This window comes from Sinomonas susongensis, assembly GCF_005877005.1.
GTDB lineage: Bacteria > Actinomycetota > Actinomycetes > Actinomycetales > Micrococcaceae > Sinomonas > Sinomonas susongensis.
Map to the genome: position 1 here is coordinate 140,002 of NZ_SSNH01000004.1, position 21,952 is coordinate 161,953.

At 67.9% G+C, this 21,952-nt stretch carries 17 protein-coding genes and 2 tRNA genes; 16 read left to right on the top strand and 3 right to left on the bottom strand.

The genetic code is table 11. The features are described from left to right. Window position 1 precedes the first annotated feature (1 nt). The gene (gene pepN, locus E6A21_RS07260; protein WP_138443476.1) at window positions 2-2,566 is read right to left on the bottom strand and encodes an aminopeptidase N; all 2,565 of its coding nucleotides are present in this window, start codon (window positions 2,564-2,566) and stop codon (window positions 2-4) included. Window positions 2,567-2,701: 135 nt separating this feature from the next. Here pepN and E6A21_RS07265 point away from each other — a divergent pair, with 135 nt between their 5' ends. The 10 genes from E6A21_RS07265 to E6A21_RS07310 all read left to right on the top strand — a co-directional run bounded on the left by E6A21_RS07265 (window position 2,702) and on the right by E6A21_RS07310 (window position 10,468). After that, window positions 2,702-3,661: a hypothetical protein gene (locus E6A21_RS07265; protein ID WP_138443477.1), complete on the top strand. Its 960-nt coding sequence runs from the start codon at window positions 2,702-2,704 to the stop codon at window positions 3,659-3,661. Between the two features lie 39 nt (window positions 3,662-3,700). Further along, window positions 3,701-4,183, top strand: a complete 483-nt coding sequence (locus E6A21_RS07270) for a ribose-5-phosphate isomerase (RefSeq protein ID WP_138443478.1) — start codon at window positions 3,701-3,703, stop codon at window positions 4,181-4,183. Between the two features lie 5 nt (window positions 4,184-4,188). Then, complete coding sequence (locus E6A21_RS07275; RefSeq protein ID WP_138443479.1) at window positions 4,189-5,091, top strand: Fpg/Nei family DNA glycosylase; 903 nt, start codon at window positions 4,189-4,191, stop codon at window positions 5,089-5,091. Window positions 5,092-5,161: 70 nt separating this feature from the next. After that, window positions 5,162-5,232, top strand: a tRNA-Gly gene (locus tag E6A21_RS07280). Between the two features lie 72 nt (window positions 5,233-5,304). Continuing rightward, window positions 5,305-5,379: transfer RNA gene (locus E6A21_RS07285), tRNA-Pro, on the top strand. 65 nt (window positions 5,380-5,444) lie between these two features. Further along, window positions 5,445-6,824, top strand: a complete 1,380-nt coding sequence (gene tig / locus E6A21_RS07290; protein WP_171041307.1) for a trigger factor — start codon at window positions 5,445-5,447, stop codon at window positions 6,822-6,824. 216 nt (window positions 6,825-7,040) lie between these two features. Further along, window positions 7,041-7,661, top strand: coding sequence for an ATP-dependent Clp protease proteolytic subunit (locus E6A21_RS07295; RefSeq protein WP_138443621.1), 621 nt, complete (start codon window positions 7,041-7,043; stop codon window positions 7,659-7,661). Window positions 7,662-7,700: 39 nt separating this feature from the next. Beyond that, window positions 7,701-8,360, top strand: coding sequence for an ATP-dependent Clp protease proteolytic subunit (locus E6A21_RS07300; RefSeq protein ID WP_138443480.1), 660 nt, complete (start codon window positions 7,701-7,703; stop codon window positions 8,358-8,360). Between the two features lie 151 nt (window positions 8,361-8,511). After that, on the top strand, window positions 8,512-9,801 hold the full coding sequence (gene clpX, locus E6A21_RS07305; protein WP_138443481.1) for an ATP-dependent Clp protease ATP-binding subunit ClpX: 1,290 nt from the start codon (window positions 8,512-8,514) through the stop codon (window positions 9,799-9,801). A 43-nt stretch (window positions 9,802-9,844) separates the two neighbouring features. Then, on the top strand, window positions 9,845-10,468 hold the full coding sequence (locus tag E6A21_RS07310) for a mycothiol-dependent nitroreductase Rv2466c family protein (protein WP_138443482.1): 624 nt from the start codon (window positions 9,845-9,847) through the stop codon (window positions 10,466-10,468). A gap of 338 nt (window positions 10,469-10,806) precedes the next feature. Here the strand turns inward: E6A21_RS07310 and valS are convergent, their stop codons facing one another. Beyond that, on the bottom strand, window positions 10,807-13,422 hold the full coding sequence (gene valS / locus E6A21_RS07315) for a valine--tRNA ligase (RefSeq protein WP_138443483.1): 2,616 nt from the start codon (window positions 13,420-13,422) through the stop codon (window positions 10,807-10,809). Window positions 13,423-13,459: 37 nt separating this feature from the next. On the opposite strand from valS, the gene E6A21_RS07320 reads away from it, so the two are divergent. From E6A21_RS07320 to ndk, 6 genes are all read left to right on the top strand, one after another. Next, window positions 13,460-13,816, top strand: a complete 357-nt coding sequence (locus E6A21_RS07320; protein WP_138443484.1) for a DUF488 domain-containing protein — start codon at window positions 13,460-13,462, stop codon at window positions 13,814-13,816. 24 nt (window positions 13,817-13,840) lie between these two features. Then, window positions 13,841-14,644: an SDR family oxidoreductase gene (locus E6A21_RS07325; protein ID WP_138443485.1), complete on the top strand. Its 804-nt coding sequence runs from the start codon at window positions 13,841-13,843 to the stop codon at window positions 14,642-14,644. A gap of 272 nt (window positions 14,645-14,916) precedes the next feature. Beyond that, entirely contained in the window at window positions 14,917-18,303 is a 3,387-nt protein-coding gene (gene ileS / locus E6A21_RS07330) for an isoleucine--tRNA ligase (RefSeq protein ID WP_138443486.1), read from the top strand. Continuing rightward, window positions 18,300-19,673, top strand: coding sequence for a bifunctional folylpolyglutamate synthase/dihydrofolate synthase (locus tag E6A21_RS07335; RefSeq protein ID WP_138443487.1), 1,374 nt, complete (start codon window positions 18,300-18,302; stop codon window positions 19,671-19,673). The genes ileS and E6A21_RS07335 overlap by 4 nt, the downstream gene beginning before the upstream one ends. Then, window positions 19,673-20,149 (top strand): DUF4233 domain-containing protein, encoded by a 477-nt coding sequence (locus E6A21_RS07340; RefSeq protein ID WP_138443488.1) that lies wholly within the window; start codon window positions 19,673-19,675, stop codon window positions 20,147-20,149. The genes E6A21_RS07335 and E6A21_RS07340 overlap by 1 nt, the downstream gene beginning before the upstream one ends. 39 nt (window positions 20,150-20,188) lie before the next feature. Further along, window positions 20,189-20,608, top strand: a complete 420-nt coding sequence (gene ndk / locus E6A21_RS07345) for a nucleoside-diphosphate kinase (protein WP_138443489.1) — start codon at window positions 20,189-20,191, stop codon at window positions 20,606-20,608. 499 nt (window positions 20,609-21,107) lie between these two features. Here ndk and E6A21_RS07350 read toward each other — a convergent pair whose 3' ends face one another. Beyond that, window positions 21,108-21,752, bottom strand: a complete 645-nt coding sequence (locus E6A21_RS07350) for a vitamin K epoxide reductase family protein (RefSeq protein ID WP_138443490.1) — start codon at window positions 21,750-21,752, stop codon at window positions 21,108-21,110. Window positions 21,753-21,952 lie beyond the last annotated feature (200 nt).

Consider the following 21,952-nt stretch of genomic DNA (forward strand, 5'->3'; position numbering starts at 1 on the left):
GCTACCGGTCGGCTGCCCGCGCGCGAAGGGCGCGCGCCACACCGTCACGGTTCTCGAGCATCATGCGGCGCAGGGCACCCTGATCCTCGTCGAGTCCGGAGATGAAGGCGTCCGTGCGCTCGAGGGTCGCCTCGCTCGTCTGGCGGGCCGGGTAGAGGCCGACGACGATCTGCTGGGCGAGCGCGTGCGTGCGGTCTGCCACGATGCGCGGAACGGCGTCGAAGTACTTCTCTGCGTACGGTTCGATCAGGCGGGGATCGTGCACGCGGACGAAGCCGTTGACGGCGGCCTGCTGGACCGCGTTCGAGAGCTCGCCGGTCTCGACGATCCTGTGCCACGCCTCGGCCTTGGCCTCGGCGGTGGGGAGCGCGGCTCTGGCGAGCGCGGCTGCGCACTGGCCGCTCGAGGTGTTGTCGTGGGACAGTTCCTCCTCGATCCGGTCCTGGCCGATCCGGCCGCCTGCTGCGAGCGATGCGAGCAGCTCCCAGCGGAGGTCCTGGTCGACCTCGATCCCCGGGACGGTCAGGGAGCCGTCGAGCAGCCCCGAGACGGCGTCCAGGTGCTCCGGCGAGGCGGCGAGCGCGGAGAACGCCTTGACGAACTGGAGCTGCGAGTCGGAGCCGCCTGCGGCATTGCGGGCGAGAGCCCACAGACGGTCAGCGGCCGAGTGCTTGGTGTCGGCCTGCGCCTCGGGAGCGACGTAGTAGTCGAGGGTCGTGGCGAGCTGGCGCAGGAGGGTCTGCACGACCGACGAGTCGGTCTCTGCGCCGATGTTGGCGAGCACGAGGTCGACATAGGCTCGGGCCGGCGTCTCGCCATCGCGGGCCGCGTTCCAGGCCGAGCCCCAGACGAGGGTCCGGGGGAGGCTCTCGGCGATGTCGCGCAGATGCTCTGTGGCCGTCGCGAGCGAAACGGGGTCGAGCCTGACCTTCGCGTACGCGAGGTCGTCGTCGTTGAGCAGGATGAGCTCGGGGCGCGCCGCCCCGACGAGGGCCGGAACCTCCGTGAGGGCACCTTCGACGTCGAGCTCCTCGCGTCGCGTGCGGACGAGGCGGCCTTCCTCGTCGCGGCTGTAGAAGCCGATCGCGAGCCGATGCGGCCTGAGGGTGGGCTGCGTGTCGGCCGCCCTCTGCTCGACGCCGAATCGGGTGATGACGCCCTCGCCGTCGGTCTCGATGACGGGTGCGAGGGTATTGACGCCGGCGGTTTCGAGCCACAGGCCACCCCATGCGGAGAGATCGCGCCCGCTGGCCTCTTCGAGCTCCTTCAGGAGGTCGGCCAGGACCGTGTTGCTCCACGCGTGCTTCGCGAAGTAGCTCCGGACTCCCGCCATGAACTGCTCCTGGCCCACCCACGAGACGAGCTGCTTGAGCACCGAGGCGCCCTTCGCGTAGGTGATGCCGTCGAAGTTCACCTCGACGTCGGCGAGGTCGCTGATGTCGGCGAAGATGGGGTGGGTCGTCGGCAGCTGGTCCTGGCGGTAGGCCCACGACTTCTCGACCGAGGCGAACGTTGTCCACGCGTGTCCGAAGTCCGGCGTGTGGACGGCTGCGAGATGGGACATGTACTCCGCGAAGGACTCGTTGAGCCACAGGTCGTCCCACCAGCGCATCGTGACGTAGTCGCCGAACCACATGTGGGCGAGCTCGTGCAGCACGGTGATGGCCCGGCGCTCGACCGTGGCCTGGGTGGGCTTCGACCGGAAGACGTAGTTCTCGAGGATGGTGACGGCCCCCGCGTTCTCCATCGCGCCGGCGTTGAACTCGGGAACGAAGAGCTGATCGTACTTCTCGAACGGGTACTCGCAGCCGAACTGCTCCTCGAAGAACGCGAACCCCTGCTTGGTGGTCTCGAAGATGTTCTCCGCGTCGAGGTACTGCATGAGCGACTTGCGGGCGAAGATGCCGAGGGGGATCGTCCGTCCGGCGGAGTTCACGAGCTCGTCGTGGACGGACTGGTACGGGCCGGCAATGAGTGCCGTGACGTAGCTCGAGAGCCGTGCGGTCGGGGCAAACTCCCACACAGAGCGGGCCGCGCCGTCCTCGGCCGGTCCGATGCTCGTCGGCTCGGGGGTAGGCGAGTTGGAGACGATCGCCCAGTGCGACGGCGCCGTGACCGTGAACCGGAAGCTCGCCTTGAGGTCGGGCTGCTCGAAGACCGCGAACACGCGCCGCGAGTCCGGGACCTCGAACTGGGTGTACAGGTACACCTCGCCGTCGACCGGGTCCACGAATCGGTGCAGGCCCTCGCCCGTGTTCATGTAGCGCGCGTCGGCGTCCACCACGAGCTCGTTGTGTGCGTCGAGGTTGGGGAGCTGGATCCTGACGCCGTCCGAGACCTCGGCCGGGTCGAGTGCGCGGCCGTTCAGCGTCACGGAGCGGACGGAGTCGGTGATGGCGTCGATGAAGGTGCTCGAGCCGGGAACGGCGTCGAAGCGGGCCGTGGTGCGCGAGCCGAAGACGCGGTCCCCCCGCGTGAGGTCGAGTTCGACCGCATAGCTCTCAACCCTGAGCACAGCCTTCCCCCGCTCGACGGCCTCGGATCGGGTCAGGTTCGTTCCAGGCATGCGCGCCTCCTCGCACTAGCGTCCCGGCGCTGTGGCGCGCCGCACATATTTGAAATTATTCTTTCAGTTTCCGGATCAGTGCAAGTAGACGCCGGTGTGTGACACGCCGGCACGTGCCTGCGCTAGCGTGGTGGCATGGCTGAGACGGACGGGCGTTGGGACCGCAAGGCCGTCCGATTCGCGATCGGCTACCCGATCCTTCTTGCAGGCGGATTCCTCCTCGCCGCCTTCACGTTCAGGGGGCAGGTGCCCGAACCGGTCGCGTGGCTCTGGGACGCTGGCGGCGGCCGCTCCTTCATCCCCTTCTGGGCCTACCTGGTCGGCGGAGCAGCCCTCGTTGCCGTCATCGGGATCCTCCTGTGCCTTCAGGCAGGCGTCCAGAACCGGCCCCCCATCTCGCGGAAGATCTTCATGGCAGGCGGGGTGGGGATGTCCATGTTCCTCGTGACAGTCCTCGGGGCCGGGCTCATGGGCCAGGTGGGGGCAAAGGACGCACGTGACACCCACCCCGACCCCATCGTCCTCGCCTCGGGGAGCGGCGCGACGGTGGCACTCGCCGTCGTCATGTTCATGATCTTCAAGCCCGACGAGCAGTGGAGCCCGAGGGACGAAGAAGCGCTCCTCGAAGTCCTGGACCCCGAGCGAGTCAGGAACACGTTCGTCTTCTGGGCCCACGCCCGCTCGTCCGTGTTCGTGATGCTTGCCGTCGTCGGCATCAACCTCTCGCTCCTCATGCTCCTCGTCTCCCCATGGGTCTCTGGAATCATCGCCCTCGGATGCCTCGTGCTCGCGGCGATGCTGATCCTCCGTGTGAGCGTCGAGCCTGAGGAGGTGAGGCTCGCCGTCGGCGGGGTCGTGCGCGTCGCGACGATCAGCACAGCCCACGTCCTGCGCGCGGGAGCTGGTGCCGTGTCAGCTCGCTCCTACGGGGGCTGGGGCTATCGCAAGCGCGGCAAGCTCGTGACGGCCCTCGTGGCCAGCGGCCAGGCCGTCGACGTGCTCTGCCGGGACGGCAGCCACTACGTCTTCTCCGCCAAGGATCCGGCGCTCGCGGAGCACGTGGCAGAAGTGCTCGGCGGGCCTGCGGCAAAGTAGGCTTGACCCGCCCCACCGCTGACCGAGAGGAACCTTGCCGTGACCAAGCCCCGCGTCCACATCGCCACCGATCACGCCGGGATGGAACTGAGCTCCCATCTCGTGGGCCATCTGGGGGCGCAGGGCTACGAGGTCGTCGACCACGGTCCGCGCGAGTACGACCCGCTCGACGACTACCCGGCGTTCTGCATCCGGGCGGCGCTCGCCGTCGTCGCCGACCAGGCGGCCGGCGTCCACGCCCTCGGGATCGTCCTCGGCGGCTCGGGCAACGGCGAGCAGATCGCGGCGAACAAGGTCAAGGGCGTGCGCGCGGCGCTCGCCTGGAACCTGGACACGGCTCGCCTCGCGCGCGAGCACAACGACGCGAACGTCATCGCTGTCGGTGGCCGTCAGCACAGCGTCGAGGAGGCCACGGGGCTCATCGAGGCGTTCCTCGCCGAACCGTTCAGCCAGGACGAGCGCCACGTGCGTCGCATCGGGAAGATCGCGGTCTACGAGACCACCGGCGAGATCGTGGACTGAGGGCAGTGCCCGAAGGCCATTCCATCCATCGCCTCGCCCGTCAGTTCGACGACGTCTTCGCGGGCGAGCGGCTCGTCGTCACAAGCCCGCAAGGCCGGTTCGCGGACGGGGCGGCACTCCTCGACGGACGCGTTCTCGAGTCCGCCCGTGCCCACGGCAAGCAGCTCTTCCTCCGTTTCGAGGGCTCCCAGTTCCTCCACGTGCACCTCGGGCTCTACGGCGCCTGGGACTTCGGCGGGGATGCGTCGTTCCGCGGCGCCTCGAGCATCGGTGCCCCTCGCCGCGTCGGCGAGCGGGAGGTCGCGGACGACGACGAGGGGGCGGCCTATGCCGGGCCGCCCCCTCCCGTCGGTGCCGTGCGGGTGCGGCTCGCCTCGGAGCACGGGTGGGCGGACCTCCGCGGGGCGACGGTGTGCTCAGTCGCAACCGAGCCCGAGATCGAGGCCGTTCTGGCGCGCCTGGGCCCGGACCCCCTCGGACTTCCCCTCGAGGGGACCGATCCGGGGGAGGAGTTCGCTAGGCGCGTGAGCCGGCGTCGGACTCCCATCGCGCGGCTCCTCATGGACCAGTCCATCGTTGCAGGCATCGGGAACGTCTACAGGGCCGAACTGCTGTTCCGCACTAGGCTCGACCCGGCCACCGCAGGGAGTGCGCTCGGCCCGGAACGCGCCCTCGGGCTGTGGGTCGACGCCGTCCGCGCCATGACAGACGGCGTGCAGGCCGGGCGGATTGTGACGACGGACCCGTCGTACTGGACGTGCGGTGCCGGAACCCTCCCGGACCCCGAGGAAGCACATTGGGTCTACCGGCGGCACGGCCTGGGCTGCAGGATCTGCGGCACACCCGTCCGCCTCGCCGACGAGGCCGGACGCAAGCTCTACTGGTGCCCCGCGTGCCAGAAGGGCTGACATCTGCGCGCTTCGACGCCCCGGGATTTGACAGCGGTTCGGCCCAGCGGCTTTAGTTGAAGGCGCCCAAGGGGCTGTAGCTCAATGGTAGAGCGCCAGTCTTCCAAACTGGATACGCGGGTTCGATTCCCGTCAGCCCCTCTCTCGCGCCTTGTCGATGCGCGAGTGTGCGCCCCTGCAGCGTCGCCTGTATTGTGGTCTGTGCACCGGAGACGGGGTGTAGCTCAGCTTGGCTAGAGCGCCTGCTTTGGGAGCAGGAAGTCGCAGGTTCAAATCCTGTCATCCCGACAGTTCCGCCGTCGGCAAGCCAGCCAGGGCGGCAACCCTACCAGAACATCCAGGAGAGCCACGCTGTGAAGAGCGCTGCCGAGAATCTGACCCCCACCCGCGTCAAGCTCAACGTCGAGGTTCCGTTCGACGAGCTCAAGCCGAACATCGACGCGGCGTACAAGCAGGTCGCCGAGCAGATCCAGATTCCGGGCTTCCGCAAGGGCAAGGTCCCCTCCCGCATCATCGATCAGCGTGTGGGCCGCGGCTATGTCCTCGAGACCGCGATCAACGACGGCCTCAACGACTGGTACCAGCAGGCCGTTGCCGAGACGGGAATCCGCCCGCTCTCGCGCCCCGAGGTCGAGATCACCGAGGTGCCCGACCCCGCCGCTACCGACGGCCAGCTCACCTTCAGCGTCGAGGTGGACGTTCGCCCCGAGGTCGAACTCCCTGACTACGCAGGCATCAAGGTCGATGTCGAGGCGGTCGAGGCTTCTGACGAGGACGTCGAGAAGTCGCTCGACGAGCTCCGGTCTCGCTTCGGCACGCTCAAGCCCGTCGACCGCCCGTCCCAGGACGGCGACTTCCTCACCATCGACCTCACCGCAACGGTCGGCGGCGAGGAGGTCGACTCGGCGTCGGGCCTCTCCTACCAGGTGGGCTCCGGCACCATGCTCGACGGCCTCGACGAGGCCGTGACCGGCCTCAGCGTCGACGAAGAGGCGATCTTCGAGACCAAGCTCGCCGGGGGCGAGCACGCCGGCGAAGACGCCCAGGTGAACGTCAAGGTCACGGCGGTCAAGGAGCGCGAGCTTCCCGAGGCCGACGACGACTTCGCGCAGCTCGCGTCAGAGTTCGACACGATCGCGGAGCTTCGTGAGGACCTCGCGAAGCAGGCCGCGGAGGCCAAGGTCGCCCAGCAGGGCATCGAGGCCCGCGACAAGGTCCTCGACAAGCTCGTCGAGCTCGTGGAGGTTCCCGTCCCGGAGACCGTCATCGACGAGCAGGTCTCGGCGCACTTCAACCCGGAGAACGGTGGGCACGCCGCGGGGGAGGACCACGACACCGAGGAGCACCGCGCCGAGGTCAAGGCCAACGCCGAGCGCGCCTTCAAGAACGAGGTCATCCTCGACGCCATCGCAGACAAGGAAGAGGTCGGAGTCTCGCAGAACGAGCTCATCGAGTACCTGATCTCGACCGCCTCCCAGTACGGCATGGACCCGAACCAGTTCGCGCAGATCATGGACCAGTCCGGCCAGGTGCCGATGATGGTCGGCGAGGTGCGCCGCCGCAAGGCCCTCGCCGTCGTCCTCGGCCAGGCCGAGGTGACCGACTCGGAGGGCAATGCCGTCGACCTGAGCGAGTTCGTGCGCCCCGCGACCGAGGAGGAGCCCGCCGAGGCTTCGGAGGAAGCGGCCGCAGAGGTCATCCCGAGCGACGATCCCGCTGCTGCCAGGTTCTGATCCACCTGACAGGAGGCCGCCGACCCCGCGCAAGCGCGAGGACGGCGGCCTTCGTCGTTTCGCCGTGAGCGCACGATTTCTGGCCCCTCCGAAGCGCGTCGCCAGGGGGGCATGCGCCCAAAGCGAACAGCAGCGGCGCGCGGAACAAAGAGGCTTCGAAACGGGCTAGTGTCCCTGTAGCAACCGCTTTTGCAGCAGATCGAGAGGTATCGCACGATGCACCAGCAGGAGAGCACGCCGCGACTGGCGGGGCCCACCGAGGCGAACGGTCAGGACTACATCTACCAGCGGCTCCTCAAGGAGCGGATCATCTGGCTCGGCTCAGAGGTCAGGGACGACAACGCGAACACCATCTGCTCGCAGCTGCTCCTCCTCTCCGCCGAGGATCCGGAGAAGGACATCTTCCTCTACATCAACTCGCCCGGCGGCTCGGTCACCGCTGGCATGGCAATCTACGACACGATGCAGTTCATCCCGAACGACGTCGTGACGGTCGCCACCGGTCTCGCTGCCTCGATGGGGCAGTTCCTGCTCTCGTCCGGCACGAAGGGGAAGCGGTATGCGACGCCGCACGCGCGCATTCTCATGCACCAGCCCTCGGGCGGCATCGGCGGCACTGCGTCGGACATCAAGATCCAGGCCGAGCTCATCCTGCACATGAAGCAGGTCATGGCCCAGCTGACGGCGGAGCAGACCGGGCAGACGATCGAGCAGATCCTCAAGGACAATGACCGCGACAAGTGGTTCACGGCCCAGGAGGCGCTCGAGTACGGGTTCTTCGACAAGGTCGCCGAGCGCGCGGGGCATGTGACCGGCGGCGGCGGGACGGACAGGTAAGCGACGCCCGCGGCAACGCACGGCAAGAAGGAGCAACTGATGAACTACAACATGGGCGCCAATCCGGCGGGAATGCCGACGAGCCGCTACGTCCTTCCGCAGTTCGAGGAGCGTACGCCCTACGGTTTCAAGCGCCAGGACCCGTACACGAAGCTCTTCGAGGACCGCATCATCTTCATGGGGGTCCAGGTCGACGACGCCTCGGCGGACGACATCATGGCCCAGCTGCTCGTGCTCGAGGCCAATGACCCCGACCGCGACATCACGATGTACATCAACTCGCCGGGCGGTTCGTTCACGGCGATGACGGCCATCTACGACACGATGCAGTTCATCCGGCCGGAGATCCAGACGGTGTGCCTGGGAATGGCTGCCTCGGCGGCGGCGGTCATCCTCGCTGCGGGCACCCCGGGCAAGCGGCTCGCCCTCCCGAACTCGACCGTCATGATCCACCAGCCGTCCCTCTCGGGCGGCCAGGGCGGCCAGGCGACCGACCTCGAGATCCAGGCGAGGGAGGTCCTCCGTATGCGCGAATGGCTCGAGCAGACCTGGGCCAAGCACTCGAACAAGACCCCCGAGGAGATCAGCCGCGACATCGAGCGCGACCTGTTCCTGACGGCCGCCGAGGCCCAGGCCTACGGACTCGTGGACGAGGTCCTCGAGTCGCGCAAGATTCGGCAGAGCGCGATCGCCCGCTGACCGTGTGACACCCCCGGGCGCCAGTCGCCGGACCGCCGGTGCCGCCGAGAAATGTTCGGCGGCACCGGCGTTTGGCTTCGCTGCGCTGTCGGTGCGGTGTCCTACAGTGGAGTGGTCACGGCTTCTGCCCCTACACGAAGGGATTCGACGAATGGCTCGGATTGGTGAGAGCGCGGATCTGCTGAAGTGCTCGTTCTGCGGGAAGAGCCAGAAGCAGGTGCGGAAGCTCATCGCGGGCCCCGGGGTCTACATCTGCGACGAGTGCATCGAGCTCTGCAACGAGATCATCGAGGAGGAGCTCGCAGAGGTCTCGGACCTCGGGAGCTTCGAACTCCCGAAGCCCCGGGAGATCTTCGACTTCCTGCAGGAGTACGTGGTGGGGCAGGAGCACGCGAAGCGCGCACTTGCCGTCGCGGTGTACAACCACTACAAGCGGATCCAGGCCGGCCACGGGTCGAAGTCGGGATCGCTTGCTGAGGGGCACGGCCATGACGACGTGGAGATCGCGAAGTCGAACATCCTGCTGATCGGCCCGACGGGCTGCGGCAAGACCTATCTCGCGCAGACCCTCGCCCGCCGCCTCAACGTCCCGTTCGCCGTAGCTGACGCGACGGCCCTCACGGAGGCCGGGTATGTGGGCGAGGACGTCGAGAACATCCTCCTCAAGCTCATCCAGGCTGCCGACTACGACGTGAAGAAGGCAGAGCAGGGCATCATCTACATCGACGAGATCGACAAGATCTCGCGGAAGAGCGAGAACCCCTCGATCACCCGGGACGTCTCGGGCGAGGGCGTCCAGCAGGCGCTGCTCAAGATCCTCGAGGGAACCGTTGCCTCTGTTCCCCCGCAGGGTGGTCGGAAGCACCCGCATCAGGAGTTCATCCAGATCGACACGACGAACGTCCTGTTCATCGTCGCGGGTGCCTTCGCCGGTCTCGAGGAGATCATCGGGCAGCGCGCGGGCAAGAAGGGGATCGGCTTCGGCGTGCCCCTGAGCTCGATCACGAAGCACGAGAGCAGCTACGCGGACGTCATGCCGGAGGACCTGCTGAAGTTCGGGCTCATCCCCGAGTTCATCGGTCGTCTCCCGGTCATCACCACCGTCGAGAACCTCGATCGGCCCGCCCTCATGCAGATTCTGACCGAACCGAAGAATGCGCTGGTCAAGCAGTACCAGAAGATGTTCCAGCTCGACGGAGTTGAACTGCACTTCGAGGACGGCGCCCTCGAGGCGATCGCCGATCTCGCGCTCGAACGGGGGACGGGCGCACGCGGGCTCCGGGCCATCATGGAAGAGGTGCTCCTGCCCGTCATGTTCGATCTGCCCGGCCGCGACGATATCGCGGGCGTCGTCGTCAACCGCGACGTCGTCATGCGCCATGAGCAGCCGGCATTGATTCCGCACAGCGTGGTCGCGAAGCGCAGGACGAAGTCCGCCTGACGGGCGGGCAGTTCTGTCTGGCGACCGATAGAAGGAGTAGTGGATGACTGACCTGGTTCAGGAGAACAAGAACAAGGCCGACTTCTGGTTCGACCCCGCGTGCCCGTTTGCCTGGGTGACCTCGCGGTGGATCGGCGAGGTGGAGAAGGTCCGGGACATCGAGACGGAGTGGCACGTCATGAGCCTCTCGGTGCTCAATGAGGGCCGAGAGCTCGAGAGCGACTATCAGCGGGCGATGGACGAGAACTGGGGGCCCGTTCGCGTGATCATCGCGGCCTCGGAGCTGCACGGCAAGGAGCACATCAAGCCCCTGTATGACGCGATGGGGACCCTCATCCACAACGAGGGCGTCAAGGACCGGCCCGAGGTGATCCGACGGGCACTCGAACAGGTCGGGCTTCCAGCAGACCTCGCGCAGTACGCCGATTCCGACGAGTACGACGCGCAGCTGCGCGCGAGCCACAAGCAGGGAATCGAGCTCGTCGGGCAGGACGTGGGCACGCCCGTCGTCGCGTTCAACGGGACCGCTTTCTTCGGCCCGGTCATGACCCGGGTCCCGCAGGGCGAGGAAGCGGGGCAGGTCTGGGACGCGTCCGTGACGCTCGCCGGCTACCCGCACTTCTTCGAGATCAAGCGCACTAGGACCGAGCGCCCCAAGGCCGTCTGAGCGCGGCCATCCAGGGGCCGGGCGAATTACGGGACTGTACTTCGCCCGGCCCCCTTGCACCCTCCTGTGATCCGGCTCACAATGATGAGTACCTCCTCCCCAACAGGATGAGGACGCGGAAGCCGAAGATCCAGTGACAGCCGCCATGACGCAGCCTCAGGCACAGTCGGCGACTGGCTCTCAGTGACGGAGAGCAAGACCTGGATGCCAAGGATTCCGCCAGACTGCGCGACGTCACCGAGCAGCCGTAAAGTCGAAGCCCCACCAACGCGAGAACGCTGATGGGGCTTCCCCTTTGCCCGGAAGGGCTTCAGGACCTTGCGGCCGCAGGCCTCGGGCTATGCCTCGACTGCCGCGAGCTCGACTCCGGAGACGTGGAGCTCATCGGCCCCGTCCTCGAGCCGGATCTCGCGAGCGTTCGCCGCGGCCTGCAGGTCCCCGAGGCCGCCCTTGAGCTGGGCAAGCTGGCCGGACGGCGCCGAGACGGTCGCGGAGAGCACCTCCGTCCGCTGCTTGACCTTGGCCTCCGACTTGGCCTTGCGGATGCCAGACAGCGCGAGGCCCACGGTGGCCAGCATGCCGAGGTCGCCCTCGACGGGCAGCGGTTCGGGCCAGGATGCCCGGTGGACCGACCCGGCACGCCACCAGCCCCATACCTCTTCCGTCGCAAACGGGAGGACTGGGGCGAACAGCCGCAGGAGTGAGTCGAGCGCTGTCGCCAGGGCCGCGAGGACGGAGGCCTTCTGGGCGTCGCCCTGGGCACCGTACGCACGATCCTTGACGAGCTCGACGTAGTCGTCCGTGAACTGCCAGAAGAAGGTCTCCGTCAACTGGAGCGCCTTCGCCGGATCATAGGCCGCGAACGCGCTCCCGGCCTGGGCGACGACGTCTGCAAGCTGGGCGAGAAGTGCTCGGTCGAGCGGGTTCACGAGCACGGGATCGGCCGGGTCGCGGAGAACGTCCGCCTCGGTCGCGCCGAGACCCAGCACGAACTTCGAGGCGTTGAGGATCTTGATCGCGAGGCGTCGGCCGATCTTCATCTGCGCGACCTCGAACGCTGTGTCGGCACCGAGCTTGGCCGAGGCAGCCCAGTAGCGCACCGCGTCCGCGCCGAACTCCTCGAGGATGTCCGTCGGCACCACGACGTTGCCCTTCGACTTGGACATCTTCTTCCGGTCCGGGTCCAGGACCCAGCCGGAGATCGCCGCGTTGGTCCAGGGCACACAGCCGTGGAGGGCATCCGCCCGCACGGCAGTTGAGAAGAGCCACGTGCGGATGATCTCGTGGGCCTGGGGGCGGAGGTCGAACGGGAAGACGTTCGCGAAGAACTCGTCGTCGCGGCTCCACCGGCCCACGATCTGGGGCGTCAAGGAGGACGTCGCCCAGGTGTCGAGAACATCCGGATCACCCGTGAAGCCGCCCGGCTGGTCCCGCTGCGACTCTTCGAAACCCGGGGCGGGCTCGGCGACCGGGTCGACCGGGAGCAGTGAGTCGTCGGGAACGATCGGGTTCTCGTAGTCAGGGTTCCCACCCTCGTCGAGCCGGTACCAGACCGGAATCGGGACGCCGAAGAACCGCTGCCGGGACACGAGCCAATCTCCGTTCAGGCCGTCGACCCAGTTCTCGTAGCGCGAGCGCATGAAGGCTGGATGCCACGCGAGCTCCCGGCCGCGCTCGATGAGGCGCGCCCGGCGGTCGGCGTCGCGGCCGCCGTTCCGGATGTACCACTGCCGGCTCGTCACGACCTCGAGGGGCTTGTCGCCCTTCTCGTAGAAGTTGACCGGATGCATGATCTTCTTGGGCTCGCCGTCGAGCAGGCCCCGCTCGTCGAGCATCTTCACGACGCCCTCCTTCGCGGAGAACGCCGTCTTGCCGGCGATCTCGGCGTAGGCTGCGCGGCCCTCTTCCGAGGTGATCCACTCGGGCGTCTCAGCCTGGAGCCGGCCGTCGCGGCCGATGATCGACCGAGTCGGGAGCTGCAGCTCGCGCCACCACGTGACGTCGGTCAGGTCGCCGAACGTGCAGACCATGGCGATGCCGGAGCCCTTGTCGGGCTTGGCGAGGGGGTGCGCCTTCACCTCGACTTCGACGCCGAACAGCGGCGAGCGGAGGGTCGTGCCGAAGAGGGGCTTGTAGCGTTCGTCCTCGGGGTGCGCGACGAGGGCAGCGCACGCGGCGAGGAGCTCGGGACGCGTGGTTTCGATGTAGACCTTGCGGCCGTCGTCGGACGTGAAGGCGTAGCGGTAGTAGGCGCCCGGGACCTCGCGGTCCTCGAGCTCGGCCTGGGCCACCGCGGTGCGGAAGGTGACGTCCCACAGGGTTGGCGCCTCGGCGAGGTATGCGTCGCCCTCGGCGAGGTTCTGCAGGAAGGCCCGCTGGGAGACAGCCCGCGAGACGTCGTCGATCGTGCGGTAGGTCATGTCCCAGTCCACCGAGAGGCCGAGCGTCTTGAAGAGGTGCTCGAAGACCTTCTCGTCCTCGACCGCGAGTTCCTCGCACAGCTCGATGAAGTTGCGGCGCGAGATGACGTCGAAGTCGCGCTGGTTCTTGGCCGGCTGGGCAGGGGGCCGATAGTCGGCGTCGTACGGGATGCTGGGGTCGCAGCGGACGCCGTAGTAGTTCTGCACGCGCCGCTCGGTGGGGAGGCCGTTGTCGTCCCAGCCCATGGGGTAGAAGACGTTCTTGCCGGTCATGCGCTGGTAGCGCGCGAGCAGGTCGGTCTGCGTGAACGAGAACATGTGGCCGACGTGCAGCGAGCCAGACGCGGTCGGCGGGGGAGTGTCGATCGAGTAGACCTGGCCGCGGCTCGTCTCCGGGTCGAACCGGTAGGTGCCGTCGGCAAGCCACCGCTCTGTGAGCTTTGCCTCGAGACCCTCGAGCGCGGGCTTGTCGGGGACGGTCGGGGAGATGGCGGCTGTGGGCGTGTCTGTACCCGTGGGGTTCGCTTCAGGCATGGTTGCAATTCTACGTACGAATCCGAACCATGGGCCCATGGGTACAGTCGGCCTCAGGCGCGTGTACGAACGGTCGCCCCAGGGGACCTATCGAATCCTCGTGGACCGCGTCTGGCCGCGGGGCGTGAGCAAGGAGAAGGCCGGCGTCGACCTGTGGCTCAAAGATGCAGGTCCCTCGACGGAACTGCGGAAGTGGTTCGGCCACGACCCGGAACGCTTCGACGAATTCGCGCGCCGCTACCGGGAGGAGCTCAAGGACTCGGAGGCCCTCCAGCAGCTCGAGGACGCGATCAGGGAGCACGATACGGTCGAGCTCGTCTACTCGGCCCACGACGAGGAGCACAACCAGGCGGTTGTTCTGCGCGATGTCCTGGGCGGCCGCAAGGGGAAGTGAGCGAGCGGGGGTAGTTTGGCTCCCATGACCTCCGATGCAACGCAGCTCACCCCCGCCCCGGATGCAGCCTCACCCTCCCACGGCCAGAGGGCAGCCCTCGTGACCGGTGCCAGCACCGGCATCGGCGAGGCAACCGCCCGCGCGCTCGCCGCGCAGGGCTGGCGCGTCTACGCCGTCGCTCGCCGAGCCGAGCGGCTCGAGCGTCTCGCGGCCGAGACGGGCGCCGTCGCGCTCCCTGCGGACATCGCGGAGGACGACGACGTCGCCAGCCTCGTGCGGGCGGTCGAGGGCACCGGAGGCATCGACACCCTGGTCAACATCGCGGGCGGCGCACGCGGCACCGAATGGGTCGCCGACGCGAAGACCGAAGACTGGGAGTGGATGCTGCGCGTGAACGTGATCGGCACCATGAAGGTCACCCGGGCCTTCCTGCCCATGCTCCGCGCCCACGGCCACGGGACCGTGCTGAACCTGACCTCCGTTGCCGGACTCGTCTCGTACGAGGGCGGCGGCGGGTACAACGCCGCGAAGTTCGCCGAGCACGGCATGACCCGCGCGCTCCGCCTCGAGGAGGCCGAGCACAACGTGCGCGTCATCGAGGTGATGCCGGGTCTCGTGAAGACGGAAGAGTTCTCGCTCCGGCGCCTCGACGGCGACGCCGAGGCCGCCGAGAAGGTTTACAAGGGGGTAGAGGAGCCGCTCACCGCGGAGGACGTCGCCGACGTCATCCGCTACGCCGTGACCGTGCCGCACCACGTCAACCTGGACGACATCGTGATCCGCCCCGTCGCGCAGGCAGCCGCGCACAAGCTCATCCGCCGCGGCTGAGTGTGCAACGTTTGCGCAGACGTTAGACTGGACAGCAAAGCGTCGACCCGGCCATCACCGGCGAGCTTCCGGAAGAACAGCAACTCCCACGGGTGTGGGAATCGCCCAGTAGAACCGGACGGGCAGGCCCGTCACAGCCCTCACGAGAGGCCCACGCGCGCTGCAGCCACTGCAGAGCGGGCGGGCAAGCGAGGTGGTACCGCGGTGCCGCCCGGCAGATCCGGGCGTACGCCGTCCTCGCATTCCGAAGCCTCGACAGCCAAGGACCTTCCGTGAGCGTGTACCCCAAGGCGACCACCTCGCCGAACCCCGAGAACGCCTCAGGCGCGCCGGCAACCGGCAGCGTGCGGTTCCCCGAACTCGAAGAGCGCGTGCTCAAGTACTGGGACGAGGACGGCACCTTCCAGGCCTCCATCGACCAGCGCGACAGCGGCCGCGACGGCTCCAACGAGTTCGTCTTCTATGACGGGCCGCCCTTCGCCAACGGCCTCCCGCACTACGGGCACCTCCTCACGGGTTACGCCAAGGACCTCGTGGCCCGGTACCAGACCCAGCGCGGCAAGCGCGTCGAGCGCCGGTTCGGCTGGGACACCCACGGACTGCCCGCCGAGCTCGAGGCGATGAAGCAGCTGGGGATGACCGACAAGGCCCACATCGAGAAGATGGGCATCGACAAGTTCAACGAAGCGTGCCGCGCCTCGGTGCTCAAGTACACCCACGAATGGGAAGCGTACGTGAAGCGCCAGGCCCGCTGGGTGGACTTCGAGAACGACTACAAGACGCTCAACGTCGAGTACATGGAGTCGGTCATCTGGGCGTTCAAGACGCTCTACGACAAGGGCCTCACCTACAGCGGCTACCGGGTGCTCCCGTACTGCTGGAAGGACGAGACGCCCCTCTCCAACCACGAGCTCCGCATGGACGACGATGTCTACAAGGACCGCCAGGACCAGACCGTCACGGTGACGTTCCCGCTCCTCGCGGGGGAGTCGGAGGCGTCGAAGGCCCTCGCAGGCGTCCTCGCGATCGCCTGGACGACCACCCCCTGGACCCTTCCCACGAACGAGGCGCTCGCCGTCGGTCCCGAGGTGCGCTACGCCGTCGTGCCCGCCGGACCGCGGGGGGCGGGGAGGACGGGCGCGGGCTCGGACATCCCCGCTGATGCCCGCTTCCTGCTCGCCGAGGATCTCGTCGCCAGCTATGCGAAGGACCTCGGCTACGAGGACGGCGAGGTGAGCGCCGCCGCGGCGGCCGCGAGCGCGGTCGAACGCACCTTCCTCGGCACCGAGCTCGACGGCATCCGCTACGAGCCGCTCTGGCACTACTTCACCGACGCCGAGACGTGGGGGACCGGCAAGGCGTGGCAGATCCTCGTCGCGGACTACGTCACGACGACGGACGGCACCGGGATCGTCCACCAGGCTCCCGCCTACGGCGAGGACGACCAGAAGGTGTGCGAGGCCGCGGGCATCCCCGTCATCCTCTCCGTGGACGACGGCGCGAAGTTCCTCCCGCTGTTCGCCTCGGGCGGGTCCGCGTCCGGGGAGGACGCACCCCTGCGGGAGATCGTGGGCCTCCAGGTCTTCGAGGCCAACAAGCCCATCACGCGCGTCCTGCGCGAGGAGGGGCGCCTGCTGAAGCAGGCGAGCTACGTCCACAGCTACCCGCACTGCTGGCGGTGCCGGAACCCGCTCATCTACCGTGCCGTGTCCAGCTGGTTCGTCGAGGTCACGAAGATCAAGGACCGGATGCTCGAGCTCAACGAGCAGATCAACTGGATCCCCGGGAACGTCAAGCACGGCCAGTTCGGGAAGTGGCTCGAGAACGCGCGCGACTGGTCCATCAGCCGCAACCGCTACTGGGGCTCGCCGATCCCCGTGTGGGTGTCCGACAACCCCGAGTACCCGCGCACCGACGTCTACGGCTCGCTCGCCGAGCTCGAGCGCGACTTCGGCCGCCTTCCGCTCAACCACGACGGCCAACCCGATCTGCACCGGCCGTTCATCGACGAGCTCACCCGACCCAACCCGGACGACCCCACAGGCCAGTCGACGATGCGCCGCGTCCCCGATGTGCTGGATGTCTGGTTCGACTCCGGCTCGATGCCGTACGCCCAGGTTCACTACCCGATGGAGAACCAGGACTGGTTCGAGACGCACAACCCCGGCGACTTCATCGTCGAGTACATCGGCCAGACACGCGGGTGGTTCTACACGCTCCACATCCTCGCGACGGCACTCTTCGACCGGCCGGCGTTCCGGAACGTCATCAGCCATGGGATCGTCCTCGGTTCTGACGGCCAGAAGATGTCCAAGAGCCTGCGCAACTACCCGGACGTCTCGGAGGTCCTCGACCGCGACGGTTCCGACGCGATGCGCTGGTTCCTCATGGCCAGCCCGATCCTGCGCGGCGGCAACCTCGTCGTCACCGAGCAGGGCATCCGCGACGGCGTGCGCCAGGTGATCCTGCCGCTGTGGAACGTGTACAGCTTCTTCACGCTGTACGCGAACGCCGCGCGCGGCGCGGGTGCCGCCCCGAACGGCTCCGTGGACGGCGGCTACGATGCGAAGCTCCGGTACGACGGCTACACCGACCCGCTGGACCGTTACCTGCTCGCCGAGACGGGCCGCCTCGTCTCGGGCATGCGCGGCCACCTCGACGCGTACGACATCTCCAACGCGTGCGATCTCCTTCGCGAATACCTCGAGATGCTCACGAACTGGTACGTCCGCCGGAGCCGCCAGCGCTTCTTCGACGAGGAGGCGGACGCGTTCGACGCGCTCTACACGGCTCTCGAGGCCGTGTGCCGGGTCGCGGCGCCGCTCCTGCCGCTCGTCGCGGAGGAGATGTGGCGCGGCCTCACGGGTGGGCGGTCGGTGCACCTGACCGACTGGCCCGACGCCGCGCTGTTCACGGACGAGCCAACGCTCGTCGAGCAGATGGACCGGACGCAGGCAATCTGCTCGGCTGGCTCCTCGCTCCGCAAGGCCGCGAAGCTCCGGGTGCGGCTCCCGCTCAAGGCGATGACCGTCGTCGTGCCCGCGGCCGGCTCGCTCGCCGGGTCGGAGGCAGTCATCGCCGACGAGCTGAACCTCAAGTCCGTGCGCCTGCTCGACGCAGACGAGGCCTCGCCCGAGGAGTTCGGCATCGAGCAGAAGCTCGTCGTCAACGCTCGGGCGGCCGGTCCACGGCTCGGCAAGGGCGTCCAGCAGGCCATCAAGGGCTCGAAGTCCGGCGACTGGTCTGTCGGCGAGGACGGCACGGTCACGGCTGGCGGCATCGCCCTCGAGCCGCACGAGTACACCCTCGAGACCATCGTCGCCTCCGAGAAGGCCGGCGCATCGAGCGCGGTCGCGATGCTCCCGGGCGGTGGGTTCGTGGTCCTCGACACCGAGGTCACGCCCGAGCTCGAGGCCGAGGGCCTGGCCCGCGACCTCGTGCGCGTGATCCAGCAGGCCCGGAAGGACGCCGACCTCAACGTGAGCGACCGGATCCGGACGAGCCTCACGGCGCGCCCGTCCATCATCGCCGCGGCCCTCGCCCACGCGGAACTGCTCAAGGGCGAGACGCTGAGCGTCGAACTCGAATTCCTCGAGGCGGAGGTCGATCCGACGGCGATCGTCGAGCGTGTCGAGACCGCGGCGGAAGGTGCACGATGACCGAGGCGACGAGCACCCCGACGACAGTCGACGAGGTCTACGCCGAGCTCCTCGGCCGCGCCCCCGAGAACAGGATGGAGCCGCGTCTGGCCCCACTGTTCCGGGCCATGGACGTGCTGGGCGAGCCGAACAAGGCGTTCCCCATCGTCCACATCACGGGCACGAACGGGAAGACGTCGACCGCCCGGATGATCGAGGCGGGCCTCCGGGCCCACGGCCTCAGGACCGGCCGGTACACGAGCCCGCACCTGAGCCGCGTCACCGAGCGCATCAGCATCGACGGCTCGCCGGTTCCCGATTCGACCTTCGTGCGGATCTGGAACGAGATCGCGCCCTACATCGCGATGGTGGACGCCGAGCTCGAGGCGGCGGGACAGCCGAGGCTCACGTACTTCGAGTGCGTGACGATCCTCGGGTTCGCCGTCTTCGCGGACGAGCCCGTCGACGTCGCCGTCATCGAGGTCGGCCTGGGCGGCATCACGGACGCGACCAACGTGGGCGACGGCGTCGTCTCCGTGGTGACCCCCATCTCTCTGGACCACACGGACCTGCTCGGTGACACCACTGAGGACATCGCCCGTGAGAAGGCCGGCATCATCAAGCCAGGCGGCTTCCTCGTGAGCGCGGCCCAGCCCGCCGACGCCGCGCAGGTCCTGCTCGAGAAGGCCCGCGAGGTCGGGGCCGAGTTCCGCTTCGAGGGCGTCGAGTTCGGCGTCGAGAGCCGCACCCTCGCCGTCGGCGGCCAGCTCGTGACGATCCAAGGCCTCGCCGGCAGGTACGACGACATCACCGTGCCCCTGCACGGGGCCCATCAGGCCGAGAACGCCGCCGTCGCCGTGGCCGCTCTGGAGGCCTTCCTCGGCGGCGGCCAGCGCGAGCTCGATCCCGACGTCCTCCGCCAGGGCTTTGCCACGGTGACGTCCCCCGGGCGTCTAGAGGTCGTCAAGTCCTCGCCGACGATCGTCGTCGACGCCGCGCACAATCCGGACGGCATCCGGGTGAGCGCCCAGGCGCTCGTCGAGGCGTTCGAGTTCAGCAGGCTCGTGGTCGTCCTCGGGGTGCTCCGCGAGAAGGACGCGGAGGAGATCCTCCGGGCCCTCGACGAGGAATTCCAGGAGCAGCAGACCGAATACGTCTTCACGCAGTCCGCCTCTCCCCGGGCGGTCCCGGCCGAGGAACTGGCGGACATCGCCCTCGACCTCGGCTTCGACGAGGACGCCGTCCACACTGAGCCCAAGCTCGACGAGGCGATCGCCTACGCCGTCGAACGGGCCGACGAGGTCGGGGACTACGCGGGCGGCGTGCTCATCACCGGATCGATCACGGTCGTGGGCGAGGCTCGGATCCTTCTGGGAAAGGAAGTGGACTGATGGCGCGCCTCACCAGGGCCCAGCGAGAGTGGCGTCCCGGGATGCCCCGCCAGCGGCGCTCCGTCCGGGTCCAGTTCGCGTCGATCGTGCTCCTCACCGAGGCCTTCGTCGCGTTCTTCGCGACGCTGGCTGTCCTCGGCCTGCATGCGAGCCAGTACGGAGGAGGAGGACTTGTCCTCGGCGCGGGCCTCGCCCTAGTGGCCGTCCTCATCCTCGCGTGCGCCGTCGTCAAGCGAGCGTGGGGCATGGCCCTCGGCTGGGTGCTCCAGCTCGTGCTCATTGCGCTCGGGTTCATCGAGCCCATGATGTTCTTCGTCGGCGCGCTCATGGCACTCGCCTGGTGGTATGCAATCCGCACCGGCGCGAGGCTCGACCGGGAGAACCTCCGGCGTGACCGCGAACAGGCCGAATGGGAGCGCACCCACCCCGAGGAGGGCGGCCCAGCCGGGTCCGGGGGAGAAGCCCAGACTCAGTAGACTGGCCTCGATCCAAGACCCCTCTACCTAGGAGCACCCGTGACCGCAGAGCGCACCCTTGTCCTCGTGAAGCCCGACGGCGTCTCCCGCGGCCTCGTCGGCGCCATCCTCGCCCGCGTCGAGGCCAAGGGCTACCGGCTCGTCGAACTCAAGCTGCTGGCCGCTACGCGGGAGCTGCTCGAGCAGCACTATGCCGAGCACGAGGGCAAGCCGTTCTACGAGCCGCTCCTCGAGTTCATGCTGAGCGGGCAGGTGGTCGCGGCCGTGTTCGAGGGCGAGCGGGTCATCGAGGGTTTCCGTTCTCTGGCGGGCGCGACCGATCCGACCACGGCCGCGCCCGGAACGATCCGCGGGGACTTCGGGCGCGACTGGGGCCTCAAGGTCCAGCAGAACCTCGTCCACGGCTCGGACTCGCCGGAATCCGCGGAGCGGGAGATCGCGATCTGGTTCGGCGCCTAGCCCCAATCGTTTCGGGTACAGCTAATCCGCTGTCCTGATCGTTTCGGGTACAGCTAATCCGCTGTCCGGATGGTTTCGGGTACAGCTAATCCACCCGGTTTGGGTCCCGCGTACGACGACGGGCGGTGGCTTCCGTCTGGGAGTCTCCGCCCGTCGTCGTGCTTCAGGCATTTCTCGATCCCACGATCAGCCTGGTCTCGTCCCTGTCGCCTGTGGCTCAAGAGCCGATCTCCCCAGGTTCCCCGCCGGTTTCCCCAACCCACCTGCCGGTTTCCCCAGAGTCTGGGGGGCGAGCCCCCGACACGCCGGCGTCAGGCGGCCGACACGCCGAACGGGACGGCTGAAGCTGGGGAGGTCGGCGCTGAAGCTGGGGAGGTCGGCGCCAGGCAGGTGGGGTGTTGGTGTACCCGAGACGGCGTGGGTGGGGTGTTGGTGTACCCGAGACGGAAGAGGTCGGGGCTAGATCGGTACTTCGCTACTTCGCTACTTCGGCACTTCGCTACATCGTGGAGTGCACGAACATCGGCAGGAAGCGGAAGAAGATCGACGCGGCCACGCCCACGTAGAGGATGACGACGATGATCCAGCCCCATTCGCCGAGCGTCTTCACGAGGCTCGCGGGTGCCTGGATGACTCCGTGCTGGAGGTTCCGGACCGTGGTCCAGACGAACATCGGGATCATCATGGCCCACACGATCATGCACAGCGGGCACAGGATTCCGATCGAGTAGAGCGCCTGGCTCCACAGCCAGACGACGAAAACGAACCCGAGCGTCACGCCGATCTGCAGGCAGACCCAGTACCACCGACGGAATTCGGCCCCGGCTAGGATTCCCAGCGCCGCCGTGGCCGTGATCGCGAACGCCACGATGCCGATGAACATGTTCGGGAAGCCGAAGAGGGAGCTCTGCCACGTGCTCATGACCTCCCCGCACGAGATCCAGGGATTCACGTCGCAGACGGTCACGAAGTTGGGGTTGGCAAGCTTCTGGAGCTTCTCGAGCACGAGTTCGCCCGATGCGAGCCACCCGACGATGCTCGTGATCAGGAGCAGCCACGCGAACGGCATCCTCTTCGTCATCGCGGGGCCGGCTTCGGCCGAGGTCGAAGTCACGGTCTGGGCGGAGGCGCGGGCCTGCGTCATGACGAGGGTTCCTTCCTGGGTGGCTTGCCCAGATTCTACGGCGCGGGTCTGACACCGAGCTGATTGGGGTCAGTGTGAGACAATGCAGTTGGCCGGACGCCGATCCACATTCGGTGGCCGGTCCGATGCACTGCCATGAAGACTGCCGGTCCAACGCCGGGCGCAGAGGCGATTCGCCTGCCTGCCGCCCGCTGGCCCCG